Genomic DNA, 17,717 nt, shown 5'->3' with positions numbered 1-17,717 from the left:
GTGCTTTGTTTTGGTTTTGGAATCACTGACAAATGAAAAACGATACCCATCACAGGTACCGTTCCTATCGTTATTGATTATGCCAAGGCACCCATTGGATCCCATGGTGCCAATTCATATGGCGTTGTGTTCTCGTAAATATCGCGCAACTCAGCTGGCAAGTGCTCCTTCTTAATCACAACTTGGTACGTAAATTCGTCGAACCATTCGTCTGACATCGTGAAGTAACCCTTGTGGCCGTTCTTGTCGCCCCATGAGTTTTCGACCTTCCACTTCGTTGGCTTACCATCAACCAAATCTACACCCGTCAAAACCATGGCGTGGGTCATCAATGAATCACCGAACTCCAAACGCTCAGCCTTCGTCATGCTGAAATCAACATCGAACAAGTCATCTTCGTTGTACAACTTCGTATCCATCAAACCAGCCGTGCGGTCCAACTTAGGTCCCATGTCGACACCAAACCAAACGTTTTCACCGGCCAACAATTGCTTAACGGCCAAATCCTTGAACGTTGGCAAATCCAAGTTCAAGTGCTTCACTTCGCGTCCGCCGACAACTGAACCAAGCATCTTCACACCGTAAGTTTGGTTGAATGGCTTGTCAGCTGTTGGAGCGTTAATGATTGAAACATATTCGCTCAAATCCCAACCAATGTACTTCGCATAGAAATCCTTTGGTGAAATGTTGGCATCACTGTGGAAGTTGTTGTCCTTGTCACGGTATGAGAAGTTGAACGTTACTGGTGGCTCACCGAACGTCAATGACAAGATGTGGTAGTTCTCACGACCAAGTTGGGCAACTTGTTGTTCGATTTGCTCTTCAGTTGCGTGCTCCGTTACCATGCGACGCAACGTGATGGCGTCCTTACGCAACTTTGCGTTGTACAAACGGTTGAAGTCGGCTGAGTGTGATGATGCTTGTGATTCTGGGTAAGCTGATTGTGGTACGACACCGTACTTTTCAATCAAGCCGACCATCATATCCCATTGCCCACCATCTTGCTGTGGCATTTGTAACAGGAAGGCGACTTCACGATCAGTCGTTGGTTGCTCAGCCGTAGCCACGATGTTGTTGTAGAAGTAGTTTGCCTTCTCCAACTTGTCCCAGAAGAACGTGTAGCTTTGTGACAACTCAAAGTCCCCAGGCAAACCGTACAACGCCTTCATATCGTGACGCATCGTGTTCAATGCCGCGAACATCCAGCAACGACCAGATTGTAATTGGTTCGCAACTGGTGAGTTCTCTAGGTCAACGCTGAAGACGGGCGTCAATTCACCGGCACGACGGTTATCGCGCGCCGCTTGCAAAATACCGTTCGTCGTTACCGCGTTACGAAGTGCGTCAGCCTTTGGACTAACCGCCACGGCTTCTTTGAAATACGCCAATTGTTCTTGTGTGATTTCACTCATATCATTTTCACCTTTTTCTAATTTAAGTCTAGTTTAGCCTTTTAGATAGCGGTTTACAATGGTAAAAAATAAGCACCCAGCAGATGCTAGATGCTCTTCTAATCCTTATCAATATCAATGTATCGTCGCATGATTGTTACGCCAATCAACGTTACTACCCCAAGAAACAATCCAATACCGCCCCAAACAAAGCGGGCTGTTTGATTATCAATGAACATCAAGAATACTATTGTCGTCACAAATATCAACCAAGGCAATGCCACTAAATCACGTGGTCGTAGAAAAACTGGCACATACATATCGCTGCCCTCCACATTTTTATTGCCCCCATACTAACACAAAAAGCCGAGTCGGTTGACTCGGCGGTTACAGATTAGTAGTGCTTCATTGCCATCATCGTCTCTTCAAAGAACGTGAAGAAAGCGTCATGGTTAACGTGGTACACAAATTCAATTTCGCGACCTTCTGGTGTTTCGAACGTACGGCCACGGCTTTGGCCAGTTGGAATCACGTCGACGTTCATCATTTTCGTTTCCACCAACTCAGGCTTTTGTGAATAAGCTGTCGTCAAAACATCCCACAAGAAGTACGTTGAGTTCGTCTCAAAGTGCGTCAATACTGGCACCGTCGCGTAGGCTTGGCCGACGAAGTCCATCACTGGGTGTGAACGCAACTTTGCCCAACGCAAACGGTCAGCTGGTGTCAAAGGTACTTCGTGCGTACTCTCCAACCCAACCATTTGAATCTTGATGTCTGAATCAAAGACAATCTTGAAGGCTTGTGGATCCCAGAAGACGTTCCATTCGGCCGTACCGTCCTGCTCCGGTTCAGCAATGTTACCAATACCAAACGTACCAGCCATCACTACCAAACGATCAATCTTCGTTGACAAACTTGGGTCGCGTTGGAGGACAGTTCCCAAGTCACTCACTGGACCGGTAAAGACCAACGTGATTGGTTCTGTTGCTTCCGCCAAGATTGATGCCAAATCATCGGCAGCTGTGTTATATGACAACTCAGTGTCCCCTTCACCAAATTCATTCAAGATTGGCAATGCGTCAACCGTAAATGAATCCATGCGCCACTCCTTTGGGAATGGATCGCTCGACTTGGCATCAGATGCACTCACCAACAAATCATGGTGCGTTGAGAAACGGTTGATAATCTTGCGTGTCGCTGCAACAGCAGGTTCCAAGTATGAATCAGCTGGCACAACCCCCACACCTACTAGTTCAATCAAGCCTTGCTCCTCGTATGACAACAGCATCAACAAAGATGCCAAATCATCAACACCACCATCATGGCTAAAGTACACTTTTTCAGTCATTTCATTCTCCCCTCAACAAATAACGTTCGTCTTTTAATTCGTTTTGTCTATATTAACATAGCTAAACTATGATTAAAACGAACAAAAAGTAAAAGCAGGCCCAAAACGGAACCTGCTTTCTGTCGTTATTAAACTTCAACCAAATTTCGCGACGTACCAGTTGTTAGGACATCGTTAAAGTTCTCGAAGCTAATGGCAATCATGTCCATCAATGCTCCTTCTGTATATGAGCCCATGTGTGGTGTCACGATGACTTGCGGGTATAAAGCCATCATCTTATCAACCGTCGCATTGCCGGTTGATTCACCATGGAAGTCTTTACCAAAGTAGTGACGCTCATCCGCAATTACGTCAGTCGCAAAGCCACGCAACTTGCCAGCTTCAACGGCAGCCAGGATTGCATCCTGATTGGTGATTTCTGCACGCGCCGTGTTGACCAACACAGCGCCGTCCTTCATCTTCGCAACGTATGCTGCGTTGAAGTATGAAATCGTTCTTACCTGGGAAATGTGGCACGTGAAGTGAGACAATGTCGGACTTCACTAATAGCTCATCCTCAGACACATACGTTAGCAACTCCTTGGCCTTGTCGTTTTGATAAACATCATAGCCAAGTACTGTTGCGCCAACCCCACGCCACAATTCAGCTTCAGCTTGCCCGATACGGCCAGTACCGATAATACCAACCGTCAAGTTGTGTAGCTCTGTCGCAAACATTTGTGGCAGCACTTGGAATTGCCCCTTGGCTGCATTTGCAACAGCTAATGTGGTTTGACGTTGTTGCATCAAAGCTAACGTAAATGCCAACTCAGCCACCGCATATGGTGAGTAGCTAGGCACGTACGCCACCGTCAGGCCGTATTCCTTAGCGAAATGTAAATCAATGTGACTGTGTCCGACTGTTCGTGTGAAGACATACTTGATGCCGTGCGCTGACAGCTTTTGCAACATGTCAGCATGCAACGCACAGTTTGCACGCGCTAACACAGCATCATGCCCGTCCACCTTATCCACGTTAGCCAAAGACAGATTCTCCGGCACCAACGTTAGGTCATAGTTGTACTTGTTTAAGTCATGGAAGTACGGCACCTCATTGTCGCGCACCCCAAATACGGCAATCTTAAAAGCCATGCTAGCTCCCCCGAGTTAGTTTTCTTGATACCGCAGTATACAGAAGGTGGTCGGGGTGGTCAATGTTGGAAAGTAAGTGAACCCTATTTGATGCTCTTATGATGAGATTCCGGACTAGTTTTTCTAGTTTGGTAAAATATCATCATAGGAGTATTTTTATTTATGGTTACACGTTATGAAGAGGACTTTAAAAAGTCCATCGTGGAGATGGTTAAAGCGGGCCGTCGGCCCGATGAATTATCCAAGGAATACGGTCCTTCAGCCGATTTAATTCGGAATTGGGTCAAAAAATATGCGCCTGTAGAAGTGAATGGCGAATCAATATCAGCTGATGAATTGAAGAAGTTGCGTAAGGAAAACGCAATTTTGAAAGAAGAGCTCGAAATTTTAAAACGTGCGGCGGTGTTGCTGGCAAAACATTAGTTTTGCGCGGTAGAAGTGTTGTTTTACCAATTATCCACAAAAATTTGGTACAGGGGCACCGCATCACACGCGTTCTGAGTGCTTTGAAAATTCCAATGTCCACTTACTCTGACTGGATCCATTGGGAGCCGAGCGCACAAGAAATACAACACAACAAATTGAGAATTGCCGTCGAATCAATTTACACAGCCAATAAAGGCATTTATGGTTATCGACGAATTGCTAAAACCATGCGCGACTTATTCAAACTAGCAATCAGCGACCGCTTTGTATGGCAATTGATGAGTGAAGCTGGCTTGAAATCGCGTATGCAAAAGCGATATAACAAGCCTACAACAGTCAATGACAAAGATCAGATGCCAAATCTCATTATCAATCTGGATGACCTAAGTGGCGTAATTACAACTGACATTACGTATATCCAGTTGACCGATAAGACATGGGTTTACATGGCTAGTGCATATGATCCGGAAGACCGTAAGGTGCTGTCGTATCGAATTGCAGATACGATGACAGCTCAACTAGCAACCTCAGTAATCGTTAAGGCGCTAAGACGAGGTGAAAAAACACTGTATGTGCATAGCGATATGGGAAGCCAGTATACCAGCGAATTGTTTGAAAATACACTGGAGTCCATAGGTATTAGGCACTCTTACTCCCGTAAAGGGCACCCTTACGATAATGCCCGCATCGAAAGTTTTCACTCGTTACTCAAGAGGGAGCTGATCTACCAACAGGATTTCGAGAGTATCGCTGATGTGCAAGCCGCTGTTGGATGGTACGTCAACTGGTATAACAACAATCGTATATCACTCCGTGATGCCGCCTAGACCAATTTCTAGATGACATAAACGCGATTATACAAATTTGCCTATACACCGGCGTTTACAAGCACTGACTTTGTGAAGTCCAAAAATCACTCTGACAAGTGCTTATTTGCTATACCCTCAGACTTGTGAAATTCAACAAAATCCAAACTAGACCACCGTAACTCCATAGCCTCCGGCAGGCACAGGGGCAAAACCCCTGGACCCCATTAAAAAATGACCCAAAATCTGTACGAAATCAGGTCATTTTGAAAAATTTTCGTGGTACGAGCCCTAGCGGGCTCTAAAAAGAGGTCCGGAGTCTTGACATCAGAGCCTGATTTAGTTAATAAACGCTTTGTAAGAATTCACTTCTAATCTCAAATCGTTTACGCTTAACTTTTGGACATCCCCTGAAAGAGTATCTTTGTTTAATTTTGAAATTCGCAGAATAAAGTAGTTTTGCTTCTCTTCATTTTCCAATTTCAAAGCAGTTTTATATTCATTTTCAGACAGATAGAACATATCCGACTTACCTGTAGTAGTCTTTACATCAATAAACCATTTCTCTTGATTATTAAATCTAACCTCAATGTCATAGCCCAAAGAATCATCACCGTTTTTACTATCAAGATTCAGCGAACGCCCTTTAACCTTTGCATCAGGGTATTTTGCCTTTAAGTATTTCACAGCGGCATGTTCGCCAATAAACCCAATGATAGCTTTAGCATCGTTGTTATAATCAGGCAAATCATTAGCGGATAATTCATCTACATCAAAGCTCGCTTGTTCATTTAGCGAGAAATCAGTCTCCTTCAGTTCCCGCCACGAGCCTCTTTCTTCTACTTCCTGATTATCCAAAACACGTTTTAATTGAGGAATTTTTTGCTTGAAAAAATCAAGCAAGCCTTCCCCAACTACACTTAGATACCGTTGATTCAATTGACCGTTCTTTTGAAATACTTGGCTGTCATCTTTACCATAATAATCTCGATCGTTTCGAAGTGAAAAATCAACCGGAATCATCGACACATCCACACGCCAACCATCAGGATTCCATTTTTCATCTAAATCAAACCCTAAAAAATCAGGTCGGTCGGCAGAGTAAACATCGTCCACAGCAACACTTACTCCCTTTATCGCCTGATCAAAGGAGTGCAAAATCACATCTCCTTTTCTGACTTGCTTCATATTTTCATATCCCAGGTTACGTCCACCGGTCTTGTTAAACTTTGGTGACCACAAAAAGTTGTACTCATTTTCAATTTCATGACTAGAATTCTGCGCAACTAGATATACGTTCATTTATAATTCTCCCCAAATAAAAATGTTAACACCGTTAATATAACACCACTATATACAATTAACGTATCAAACCTTTTATTAGAGCATGAAAAAACAGCGAACCAAACAGGTCCGCTGTCATTAAAGTTGAACTACACCTCCATAAAGAACGATTCGTCTAAACTAACCTTTTCCACTCTGATAACTTCTGTTGAAACTCCCAATTGATATTCTTTCAATAATCCAACTAGTTCTTCACCATCAATTAACTGTATCGCATTTTCTTCCTGACTAGCCGCCCTTATAGCTTCAGCAGAAAAAGTAGCTGTTGTTACAAAAATACCTCTAGGAATTCTTGCAGTGCGCAATGCGCCTAAAAATGATTGAATTTCAGGTCGTCCAACCTTGCGTTCCAGAGCATATCGTTTTGCTTGGAATGCTATCTTTTCTTTTAAAACACCACCGATAGAAAAAGAACCAATCCCATCAAGTCCATAATCATTACTGGCCTGGGTTTTCTGCATATCAACAGACATTTTCCGTAATAAAGCTGTTACTATACGCTCAAATTTATCATCCAATGCCCTATTATAAGTTGCGTCATCAGTCCTAGTAGTCAACAGCTTTAGCAGCTTAGCTTCCCATTTATCAAGAGAAGCTTCATCATTTTCATCTACACCACTAACTACTGATTCTATACGTGGTTCAATTAGATCATTCGGTCCCACATTGTCTACTGCAATACCTTTACGCAAAATATGACTCGATAACTTTGTAATATCCAGTCTTTTCCCTAACTCTGTTAATTCCCAAAGTCCCTTTGGAGAGTCATCTTTTACCAAATGATTTTTCACAAGAATTAGTCTAGCAAAACGAATCCTATTCTTATACAAAAGTTCGCCACTTTTAGTAGTTTCCGCTAAGGATTCATCATCCAACTTCATCAAGTCAACCACTTGCCCGTAAATTGCTGATAATTTAGCAGATCCGCCCATGTCTCTAAGAGCCTGCAATGTTGGTATAAAAAAATTATCTGCTCCAGGTAACGACATAACTAAACCAGCCTTCTAGTGTTTTCTTAAATTAGATCACACTTAGATCCAGCGGTCAATTTATATATAGTATGTCCTTAACTAGTGTTCTATTCGTGTAATAAACCAATTCATAATCGAGTTTACAGAACTAGCTCGACGTGGAACTGTGCTACCGCCAATGTCAGGTCGGCTCTGATGTCAAGACTCCGGACCTCTTTTTAGAGCCCGCTAGGGCTCGTACCACGAAAATTTTTCAAAATGACCTGATTTCGTACAGATTTTGGGTCATTTTTTAATGGGGTCCAGGGGTTTTGCCCCTGTGCCTGCCGGAGGCTATGGAGTTACGGTGGTCTAGTTTGGATTTTGTTGAATTTCACAAGTCTGAGGGTATAGCAAATAAGCACTTGTCAGAGTGATTTTTGGACTTCACAAAGTCAGTGCTTGTAAACGCCGGTGTATAGGCAAATTTGTATAATCGCGTTTATGTCATCTAGAAATTGGTCTAGGCGGCATCACGGAGTGATATACGATTGTTGTTATACCAGTTGACGTACCATCCAACAGCGGCTTGCACATCAGCGATACTCTCGAAATCCTGTTGGTAGATCAGCTCCCTCTTGAGTAACGAGTGAAAACTTTCGATGCGGGCATTATCGTAAGGGTGCCCTTTACGGGAGTAAGAGTGCCTAATACCTATGGACTCCAGTGTATTTTCAAACAATTCGCTGGTATACTGGCTTCCCATATCGCTATGCACATACAGTGGTTTTTCACCTCGTCTTAGCGCCTTAACGATTACTGAGGTTGCTAGTTGAGCTGTCATCGTATCTGCGATTCGATACGACAGCACCTTACGGTCTTCCGGATCATATGCACTAGCCATGTAAACCCATGTCTTATCGGTCAACTGGATATACGTAATGTCAGTTGTAATTACGCCACTTAGGTCATCCAGATTGATAATGAGATTTGGCATCTGATCTTTGTCATTGACTGTTGTAGGCTTGTTATATCGCTTTTGCATACGCGATTTCAAGCCAGCTTCACTCATCAATTGCCATACAAAGCGGTCGCTGATTGCTAGTTTGAATAAGTCGCGCATGGTTTTAGCAATTCGTCGATAACCATAAATGCCTTTATTGGCTGTGTAAATTGATTCGACGGCAATTCTCAATTTGTTGTGTTGTATTTCTTGTGCGCTCGGCTCCCAATGGATCCAGTCAGAGTAAGTGGACATTGGAATTTTCAAAGCACTCAGAACGCGTGTGATGCGGTGCCCCTGTACCAAATTTTTGTGGATAATTGGTAAAACAACACTTCTACCGCGCAAAACTAATGTTTTGCCAGCAACACCGCCGCACGTTTTAAAATTTCGAGCTCTTCTTTCAAAATTGCGTTTTCCTTACGCAACTTCTTCAATTCATCAGCTGATATTGATTCGCCATTCACTTCTACAGGCGCATATTTTTTGACCCAATTCCGAATTGAATCGGCTGAAGGACCGTATTCCTTGGATAATTCATCGGGCCGACGGCCCGCTTTAACCATCTCCACGATGGACTTTTTAAAGTCCTCTTCATAACGTGTAACCATAAATAAAAATACTCCTATGATGATATTTTACCAAACTAGAAAAACTAGTCCGGAATCTCATCATAAGAGCAGGTCGATGTAATCGGATCAAATCTTCAACAATATTCTTTTCAGGCAAGCGTCCTGTTGCAATCCACACTTCAATCATCGCCCGGAATATTGGTCGCTGAATCAATTGCTTTGCAAACAACCCCAGCTTTGTATTGTAATCGCACTTGATAAACATGGTACCCAATTCAGAAACTTTGAAATAGCCATCTTTCTTCTGCGCCAATCCGAAGTACTCCGCTGCGTTGGCATAATAATCAGACTGCCGAATATCGAACTTAAACGATTCTGCCAAATACTCTTTCGTTCCAACAGAAAAGACATCGCCTTGCTCGCTTTGAATCGACTTGCCACTCAATACAACCGGGATTTCAAATATCTTTTCCGGATCGTTAGCCTGAATGAAAGGCACTAACTCACCGTCTTCTCGCCTTGGTTCCTTCGAATTAGGCTCCTGTGCTAATAACATTTTCAACGTTTCGCGCGTAACTGGCTTCGATTCTTCCTCAAACACAAATTCATATTCTCGAATTTTCTTAAGTGAGTTGAAGTCGTTGATATCAGAAAATTGATAAACGTGGAACGAAAACACATCATCTGTGTAAGTGAAATATGCCGAATATATCTCCTTCGGGAACTTCATTTGATCATGATAAATCCGAGTCGGAATATACAACTGACGAATATTGAAATCCTCTGGTCGCTTCTTCTTCGATTCGATAATCAACACTCGACTGGGCGATTCATACACGCCATCGATCTCAGATTGCCAGCCATCGATCACAAATTTAGTTTTCCCATCCCTAAAATGACTAATCTGGAAGTCGATCAATCCGGTTCCCTTTTTACCACTAAGTGTTGCAACAACATCAGCATCCAAATCATTCATGACATACTTCAACATGCCACTCATTTCAGCAACTGATTGTGCAACCGCCTCACCATTTATTGTTTCTGGACTCTCTGGACGAATGCCAGAAATCCATTTAGGAAATGTCATGCGCACTGGTTCGAGCACTTCATATTTCAAATTTTCAAAAGTCTTGAAGTCTGAAATCTCATAACGATCCTTCCCCATAGGCATCAATGAGAATTGAGCTTTCTTACCAAACACTTCCTTATTAACCGACTCTTTAAACACCTCTGGTAAATCGCTGCTGAAGTCAAACTTCAACAAATTCCGTGCATCCGGCGCGTTATCAGGCCGATTGGCGTAATACTCTCGCACGTACTTATTGATATCGCTACTCGTAATTTCAAATCCGCCATTTTTTTCAATTTTGTCAGGAATGTCAAAACGGTCAAATAAATATTGCCATGCGATATCTTGCTTTCTACTTCTTACTTTGGCCATGATCGTTTACCCCCAACTACGTACCAGCACCTCAGAAACTTTTGCACGACTACTTGCTTTCGCGGCCACAAATCGGTGCGCTTCAACGGTTTCAATTACGCCGACTCCTTCATAAAGTTCATGAAGTAATGGCACGTCATTGTTAGACAGCAGCACGTACACGCCACGATCCTTCAATTCCTTAAACAAGTCACGTAGACGCACCTGTTCGTTGTAACCAAATTCACTTGAGTAACTTGTAAAACTAGCCGTATCGCTTGCTGGGATATATGGCGGATCAAAGTACACAAAATCCCCAGTCTGCGCTTTTTCAACTGCCTTCTCAAAATCTCCCGTCAAAATATCGATATCTGCATTATTCAAATATTCCGAAACACGGTGAATTGTCGCCTCGTCAGCGATCTTCGGATTCTTATATTTACCGTATGGGACGTTGTTTTGCCCCTTACTGTTAACACGCCACAAGCCGTTGAACCCGACCTTAATCATGTAGATGAAACGCGCTGCTCGCTCGATTTCCGTCATCTTTTCCAAACGGCCATCACGATCCGTTAGTCGCAAATCAAGATAATATTCCTTAGAATTGTTAGCTTGATGTTCAACTAGCTTAGTTAACAATTCCTCCGGTTGATCACGCACCACACGCCATACGTTCGCCAATTCAGGATTAAAATCATTAACAACCGCTTTATTTGGTTCTAAAGACAGCAAAAAGGCACCCCCACCCAGAAACGGCTCAAAGTATGTTCCAAAATTTTTGGGAACATACTTGGCCAATTCCGGAAGGAGCTGCCTTTTTCCACCGACCCACTTAATAAATGGGCGGATCTCACCTAGTTGGTTGGTTGGTTGGTTGGTTGGTTGGTTGGTTGGTTGGTTGGTTGGTTGGTTGGTTGGTTGGTTGGTTAAGCATGATCTAGATCCATTTCCGTCAAATACAATTTTGGATCTTAATTGTTGATCAAGTTACCTTATAGATCAAACGAATTAAATTTTAGATTCTACTATTCCAATTATCTCTCTGCCAACCTTTACCACTTACTGCCAAATCACAACAACATTGTCGCTCATTTTGTTCTGTCGAGCGTCCACAGCATCATTATTCCAGCCTTGTTTAACTTGCTCAGCTAAGACGTCGTTACCTGGGAACAGTGAGCCGTGTAATGCCTGGTACTTTCCATCTGCATCACGCTCGTCAAACTTATACGCTTTCTCGATAAGCGTCCAATTTCCAATTCGAGATTCATGATCTGTATCTACGTCATCAGTCATATCGTTTAACTCAGCGATACGGACTAGTTCATACTTATCTTCTCGGAATACATCTTCATAGTAATCTTCTTCGTTATCGGCATATGCGAGCTCGCTCAACAAATAAGTAAGTGCCCATTTTTTCTGTCCGCGCTGTCCGCCGTCCTTTGAGAGAACAGAAAAGGCAGCGAGTACATCTGCATCAGAATGAAGCATAACAGGCCGCTTCAAATCCGTGTTGATATCATTAACACTTGTTAACTCACCTCGATAAATCTTATTCGCAGTTGTTGCGAATCCGCTTTCCAAAGTGTTGGTTCCATTGTTCAAAATGGTGCGGTGTCGTACAAAGATCGAAATTACCTGATGAAGCACTTGGGCAATTTGTTGTTCATCAAAACGTTGCTTCCGCATTGATAAGAATATTGGATAGTACAACTTTACACTCATCTTGTCCAAAATATCTATTTCAGCGTGCAACATACGATTCTTAAATAGATCTCGGTTTGCAACTGGACTCCACGGGTTTTCTAGCACATCATACGCATGTACAAGTTCAACCAAGTCATCCAAAAAGTCCTTGCCTTCTGACTTAGAATTCAACTCTTGGCTTAAAGAGCGATACAATGCGCCTTCTGTTACTAACCTGCGCGTAGCCGTCCAATAAGAACGAATATACGAAGTAATTCGATCACTATCTGCGTTCAACTGATCAGAAACCTTTGCCCAAAGCAAATTAGTATTTTCCAAATCATCTTCCAACAAGAACATAATGTGATTCTTGATAATATCAGATGGCTTTAGGTCTGCACCACGACTATTTAGTGTTTCAAAAATAATGAATGCATCCCTTTGCGTTGGTGCTGAGATCATGACAACGTAGAATTTTTCAATGAACGTTCTCAAAGTTCGGTCAAGCAAGTTGATACGTTCACCCAATGTCTTCTTCTGCGAAAGCGACTTATCAATTCCCCGCTGAAATTCCAAGTACGCTGCATCCATGTTTTTCATGGGTTCAGTCTTTTGACTATTATCCAAATAATTCACGTCTTGTGAATGTGTCCGCTTGTAAAAATAATCTTGCAACTCTCTATCAGATTCAGAGGATACTTGTAACTTCAACGTAGCCTGCTCTCCATTTTCACCACGAATCAATCGTTGGTTGATATCTCGCATGATATCACGGAGCGTATCTCTTGAATCTTGAGTTAGTTGATCTGCTTCATCCGTCAGCATCTTCTGAGCTGTGTCTCGAATAACTGCCAAAAAAATCGTACTAGTAGTCATTCGTTGTTGTCCATCAATTAAATCTTGAATATTGTCATGATTAAATGTAACCACCTGACCAAAAAAGTGGTTATTGCGTCGTTCTTCGATTAGATCTTCTAAATCTCTCCAGAAATCCAAAACTTCATTTTGTTTCCATGAATAATTTCGTTGATATACCGGAACAGAAAAAACGTTTTGTTGAAAAAGCATCTCCATCGTTAGTCCAGCCGGCTGTGGAATTTTAATTGGAACACCCATAATTACATATACCCCCATCACTGTTAACTATAATAATTAGATCATTATTTAGATCTAGAGGCAAACAAATTCTCCGTTTTCTCACTCACTAGATAAAGTACATTCAAACTTTCTTTCAACACAAAAACACCACCAATCAAGACGATCAGTGGCGTTTCAAAAATAATATTAAAGAATAATAGCGTATGCGTTGTTCAAGATATGCAGGGCAATTGAGTCACCCAAATTATTGCGACGTCTGTAGACATATGCAAGTACGGCCCCAATTACAAAATATACTAGTGTCACGACATTCAAATCAGTTGAATGAACTACCATGAACAAAATACCATTCAGGATAATGCCAACCCATTTACTCATGAACTCACCAAAGTACTCAAAAAACTTAAATCGAAAAATAATTTCTTCCATTATTGGTGCCATCACAATATCAATAAAAGCCGCCAAATAATATGTTTTACGAAGTTCATCCATGATTAACTTTTGATTCTCATTCGTTGGGATATGCCATAGATCAGCCAATACTCCAAATAAAACTTGAAAAGCCAGAATAATCAGAAATGCAACGCCCACTGCTTTCCAATCAATATTCTTTAATGACGGCCACAATTGTTTTGGCCACGAATAATGAATAAATAAAGCACTAAATAATATCGTGAGACCAACTCCAATTAGAATACCGGTCATTGTTTTGGCTTCATCAGACGCAATAAACGATGGTATCGTGGCTAATTGTTCTAACAAGAATATCCCAAACAACAATAGCAATCGCTTAACTATCTTACTAACACTTCTCATAAATACCTCCTCATATATAATCAGTCTACTATTCAAAAAAACGACATTCATATTTATTTTTCATTCAAAACAAAAACACCACCAATCAAAATGATTAGTGGTGTCTTCGGATCAAGCCGGCTGGGTTACCGGCGATCTACATTTTAAGGAGTAGAGTGTTTGAGTTGGGAGTCTCAAACGGGAATATGAGTCATTCTTTGGGATTGTCTTTAGGGGTTATCCCCCTTTCGACATGATTAATAATAAGGTTGCTACCTTAACGCACCAATAACCAGGGCTGAAAGTTACCTTAATTAGTACGCACTGACGATGTTCATCACGCCGTAGTACCCATTCATGTTGGCATAATTTTGAGCATCCCATTCACTGTAAAACTGACGGGCACCGAACTTGCCAAAGACAAATCGTGGCATGCCGTTACTGATGTCTTGTACGTACTGACCATTAATTTCAATGATATACATCACCGTCCACCTCTTCATTCATTCTCACATTAATTTTACGCGTAATCCCCAAAACATGCTGATTTCCAGCTCACACAAAAACGCCGCTAGTCCCCTAACCAGCGGCGTTTCTTGTTTAATTCAAACTGCCAGTCACAACCTGACCACGCTTGATAACACGTGGCGCGTCCGTCAACACGGCCAAATCTTCCAATGGATTACGGTCCAAAATCAACATGTCCGCATCCTTGCCTGGCGCCAATTCACCAACACGGTCAGCAACGCCCAACAATTCTGCCCCACGAACTGTTGATGCGAGCAACACTTGTTCCGGTGTCATCCCCACGCTCGCCAACAAGCGAATTTCCACACCAGGTCCAGACTTGAAATCGTTATAACTTGTACCAGCATCTGTCCCCATCACAACATTCACACCAGCGGCAGCTGCATCACGAATACTTTGTTGGTGCGCCTCCCACAACGCTGAAGCCTTATCGTACATATAAGCTGGAATATCATCCTTGTGTTGCAACATCTGCCAAGGTGCCGCCATTGTTGGCACAATCGCCGTATTTGTATCCAATAACATTTGGATGGTTTCGTCATCCAAATACACCGCGTGTTCAACTGAATCAACACCGGCCAAGATGGCATTCTTAATGCCCTGCGTTCCTTGTGCGTGAGCCATCGCTGGCTTGCCCTTGTGGTGTGCTTCAAGCACTGCTGCCGTCAACTCTTCCACTGATAGTTGCTCATCCGTTGGTTGCTCACCATCCAAGCTCACGCCACCGGTTGCCATCAGCTTAATTGTTTGCGCTCCGTGCTTAAGATTCCAACGGGCTGCCTTGCGCACTTCGTCAACACCATCGACTTCCATACCAATTTTTGACCCGTGACCACCCGTCATCGTCAACGCTGCGCCACTACCGATGATGTCTGGCAATTGTAGACGTTGTTGGCGAATCTTGCTTGCCAACTTCAAATCGATATTATCCGTTGAACCAGCGTCACGAATTGTCGTTACCCCACTCGCAATCGCATCCTGCAAATTCTGCAACGCAACCAATGTATCCAACGTCACGTCCTGACCGGCACGTTCACGGCCGTCAGCTGCCATCACAATGTGCGTATGGGCATTAATCAGCCCTGGCACTAGATACTTGCCTTGCACATCAACCGTTTGATCAGCCTCGCGGACGGTCTCAACCACCTGACCAGATTCCGTATCAACTGACACTGTTTGTGACATGAACCCCTCGTTTGTCACATACACATTTCCACCAACATAATTAACAATTGTCATATCATTTTCCCCACGTATTATTTCTTAACCGCTTTTGTAAAGTCGAATGTTGCACCGACTGTATTAATTTGAACCCCAGTTACCTTAGGGTTAATCATCACTGAATTTGTCACATCGAATAGCGTCGTTGCTGGCACCTGCGTTTGATAAATCTTCTCGGCGCGTCCCAAGTCGGCCATGCGAGCTTCATTATCCATCGCGTCTATTGTTTGGGCTGCGGTCAACGCAGCGTCATAGTTCTCATCAGTCCAGTTACCAAAGTTGGCTGTTGCACCCGTTTGCCAGTTCGCCAAGAATGCTAGTGGATCGGCGTAATCACCATTCCAGCCCACCAAAACCATCTCGAATTGTGATGACAACATCGCCTTCACACGGGCTGTTTTGGGTTGCGTCTTCACTGTCACTTGCAAGCCTGGCAAATGGCTTTCGAGTTGTGACTGCAAGAATTGGGCTTGGTTCTTAGATGAATCATCATTGTCAGCCAACAAAGTTAGTGACGTCTTTTTAAGTCCTTCTTGCTTCATCGCTTTTTGCCAAAGGCGCTTAGCTTCCTTAGTGCTGTAACCTGTGTTCTTAACTGCATTCACCTTCGCGAAATCGCTCTTCGTCTTCGGATCCGTCACAATGCCAACTGGCGTAAACGTCTTGCTCATCGTGGCTGAATCAGACATGACGTTCTTCACCATCGCCGCCTTGTTGATGGCCCGTTGAATCGCTTGGCGGGCCGTTTGGTTAGACAAAATGCCCGTCTTCACGTTGAAGGCCAAGTATTGCGTACGCGCTTGCTTGATTTGGTGATAACCTGGCTTACTCTTCACACCCTTGATTTGGGTTGCTGACAACTCGGTGTAATCGACCTTGTTTGATTGGTACAAGTTGTAACCCGTTGATGAGTCCGTCACCGTTTGGAAGTGAACTTCCTTAGGCTTCACCTGCTTGGCATCGATGTAGTATTTGTTCTTCACCAAGCGGTATGACTTGTTTGACCCATTCCAACCCACGACCTTGAACGGACCGTTATAGAGCGTGTCTTTTGCCGTTGACCCGTACTTGTCACCCACCTTGTTTTCGAAAGCTTGGTTTTGTGGATAAAAGCCCTTTTCCGTTAGAATCTTGGCCATCATCGGTTCAGGTGCAATCAGCGAAATCTGCAACGTCTTATCATCAAGGGCCTTGATACCTAGCGCTGACAAATCAGTTTGTTCGCCGGTATTGAGTGCCTTGGCGTTTTTGATGTTGTACATCAAGTTAGCTGATGTTGAAGCGTTCTTGGGGTCGATTGTCCGTTGCCAACCGTAAACGTAATCTTGCGCCGTCACAGGGTCACCGTTCGACCACTTCAAGTTGTCGCGCAAGGTAATCGTCCAAGTCTTACCATCTTCAGATACGTCGACCTTCTCGGCATCCGCCAACTTTGGTTCGTTGTTCTTGCCAGATCGATACAAGCCTTGCCCCGACTGGTCAATAATTTGTGATGAGGCTACATCTGGCGCACGAGATGGATCAAGTGTGCTCAAATCAGCCGATTGCGTCCAATTAATAATCTTGTCTGATGCTGCAACCTCCCCCGCTGGTGTAACCATACATCCAAGCGTTGCCGTTGCAAGTGTCATCAATGCTAGTGTCTTCGTGTTCATGTCGTAACTCCTCATGGTTTGGCGAGTTACTAAAGCGCTTTAGTCAAAATAAAAAACGACCAGTATCCATCCGGAAGATACTAGTCGTTACTCGTGTGTAATATCGAATAATCCACTAGCCTTCACCCATCGCGGTGAAAGCTAGCTTGCTTAAAAGCCATCATTCACCGCTTCTTAAAAAAGAAAAACGCGAATGACGTAAAGGCATTAACTGAATATGCTGTTGTGTGACCTGAATTGTTCATGATAATGCCTCATGCTTTATTTGATGTGTTAAGAATAGCGGACCTAAATGATAATGTCAACACCGTTTTCTAATTTAATTTTAATTAAACGTTTTACGGAA

General features: G+C 43.1%; 18 protein-coding genes. 2 read left to right on the top strand and 16 right to left on the bottom strand.

Annotated features, from left to right (window positions below; translation table 11 throughout):
• Positions 1 to 77: 77 nt before the first annotated feature.
• From OIT45_RS08035 to OIT45_RS08020, 5 genes are all read right to left on the bottom strand, one after another.
• Positions 78 to 1,412: a C1 family peptidase gene (locus OIT45_RS08035; protein ID WP_199404341.1), complete on the bottom strand. Its 1,335-nt coding sequence runs from the start codon at positions 1,410 to 1,412 to the stop codon at positions 78 to 80.
• A gap of 98 nt (positions 1,413 to 1,510) precedes the next feature.
• Positions 1,511 to 1,711, bottom strand: a complete 201-nt coding sequence (locus OIT45_RS08030; protein WP_135798305.1) for a hypothetical protein — start codon at positions 1,709 to 1,711, stop codon at positions 1,511 to 1,513.
• A gap of 74 nt (positions 1,712 to 1,785) precedes the next feature.
• Entirely contained in the window at positions 1,786 to 2,739 is a 954-nt protein-coding gene (locus tag OIT45_RS08025) for a nucleoside hydrolase (protein ID WP_199404342.1), read from the bottom strand.
• 128 nt (positions 2,740 to 2,867) lie between these two features.
• On the bottom strand, positions 2,868 to 3,179 hold the full coding sequence (locus OIT45_RS12550; RefSeq protein WP_319606973.1) for an NAD(P)-dependent oxidoreductase: 312 nt from the start codon (positions 3,177 to 3,179) through the stop codon (positions 2,868 to 2,870).
• Entirely contained in the window at positions 3,121 to 3,870 is a 750-nt protein-coding gene (locus OIT45_RS08020; protein ID WP_319606972.1) for an NAD(P)-dependent oxidoreductase, read from the bottom strand. Before OIT45_RS08020 ends, OIT45_RS12550 begins: the two co-directional genes overlap by 59 nt.
• 162 nt (positions 3,871 to 4,032) lie before the next feature.
• Between OIT45_RS08020 and OIT45_RS08015 the strand changes: the two genes are divergently transcribed.
• Together OIT45_RS08015 and OIT45_RS08010 are read left to right on the top strand one after the other, a co-directional pair.
• Entirely contained in the window at positions 4,033 to 4,293 is a 261-nt protein-coding gene (locus OIT45_RS08015) for a transposase (protein WP_264329950.1), read from the top strand.
• Positions 4,294 to 4,295: 2 nt separating this feature from the next.
• Complete coding sequence (locus tag OIT45_RS08010) at positions 4,296 to 5,123, top strand: IS3 family transposase (protein ID WP_264330066.1); 828 nt, start codon at positions 4,296 to 4,298, stop codon at positions 5,121 to 5,123.
• Between the two features lie 318 nt (positions 5,124 to 5,441).
• Here OIT45_RS08010 and OIT45_RS08005 read toward each other — a convergent pair whose 3' ends face one another.
• From OIT45_RS08005 to OIT45_RS07950, 11 genes are all read right to left on the bottom strand, one after another.
• Complete coding sequence (locus OIT45_RS08005) at positions 5,442 to 6,404, bottom strand: DUF3883 domain-containing protein (RefSeq protein WP_264330086.1); 963 nt, start codon at positions 6,402 to 6,404, stop codon at positions 5,442 to 5,444.
• Between the two features lie 131 nt (positions 6,405 to 6,535).
• Positions 6,536 to 7,435, bottom strand: a complete 900-nt coding sequence (locus OIT45_RS08000; protein WP_199405052.1) for a restriction endonuclease — start codon at positions 7,433 to 7,435, stop codon at positions 6,536 to 6,538.
• Between the two features lie 484 nt (positions 7,436 to 7,919).
• Positions 7,920 to 8,747, bottom strand: a complete 828-nt coding sequence (locus OIT45_RS07995; RefSeq protein WP_264329899.1) for an IS3 family transposase — start codon at positions 8,745 to 8,747, stop codon at positions 7,920 to 7,922.
• A gap of 2 nt (positions 8,748 to 8,749) precedes the next feature.
• On the bottom strand, positions 8,750 to 9,010 hold the full coding sequence (locus OIT45_RS07990) for a transposase (RefSeq protein ID WP_199404344.1): 261 nt from the start codon (positions 9,008 to 9,010) through the stop codon (positions 8,750 to 8,752).
• Complete coding sequence (locus tag OIT45_RS07985; RefSeq protein ID WP_199404378.1) at positions 8,994 to 10,412, bottom strand: type II restriction enzyme; 1,419 nt, start codon at positions 10,410 to 10,412, stop codon at positions 8,994 to 8,996. Before OIT45_RS07985 ends, OIT45_RS07990 begins: the two co-directional genes overlap by 17 nt.
• 6 nt (positions 10,413 to 10,418) lie before the next feature.
• The gene (locus tag OIT45_RS07980; RefSeq protein WP_199404381.1) at positions 10,419 to 11,240 is read right to left on the bottom strand and encodes a DNA adenine methylase; all 822 of its coding nucleotides are present in this window, start codon (positions 11,238 to 11,240) and stop codon (positions 10,419 to 10,421) included.
• A gap of 210 nt (positions 11,241 to 11,450) precedes the next feature.
• A complete protein-coding gene (locus tag OIT45_RS07970) occupies positions 11,451 to 13,190 on the bottom strand; it encodes a DUF262 domain-containing protein (RefSeq protein WP_199404377.1) in 1,740 nt (579 codons plus the stop codon).
• 168 nt (positions 13,191 to 13,358) lie between these two features.
• Positions 13,359 to 13,988, bottom strand: coding sequence for a CPBP family intramembrane glutamic endopeptidase (locus tag OIT45_RS07965; protein ID WP_199404376.1), 630 nt, complete (start codon positions 13,986 to 13,988; stop codon positions 13,359 to 13,361).
• 293 nt (positions 13,989 to 14,281) lie between these two features.
• Positions 14,282 to 14,452 carry a hypothetical protein gene (locus OIT45_RS07960; protein ID WP_199404375.1) on the bottom strand — a complete coding sequence of 57 codons (171 nt, stop codon included), beginning with the start codon at positions 14,450 to 14,452 and terminating at the stop codon, positions 14,282 to 14,284.
• Positions 14,453 to 14,567: 115 nt separating this feature from the next.
• The gene (locus tag OIT45_RS07955; protein WP_199404374.1) at positions 14,568 to 15,734 is read right to left on the bottom strand and encodes a metal-dependent hydrolase family protein; all 1,167 of its coding nucleotides are present in this window, start codon (positions 15,732 to 15,734) and stop codon (positions 14,568 to 14,570) included.
• Positions 15,735 to 15,751: 17 nt separating this feature from the next.
• Entirely contained in the window at positions 15,752 to 17,371 is a 1,620-nt protein-coding gene (locus tag OIT45_RS07950; RefSeq protein WP_199404373.1) for a peptide ABC transporter substrate-binding protein, read from the bottom strand.
• Between the last annotated feature and the right edge of the window lie 346 nt (positions 17,372 to 17,717).

It is taken from the genome of Weissella sp. LMG 11983 (genome assembly GCF_025908495.1).
GTDB lineage: Bacteria > Bacillota > Bacilli > Lactobacillales > Lactobacillaceae > Weissella > Weissella fermenti.
The sequence above is the reverse complement of the archived record's forward strand: the minus strand, read 5'-3'. Positions and strand labels throughout refer to the sequence as shown.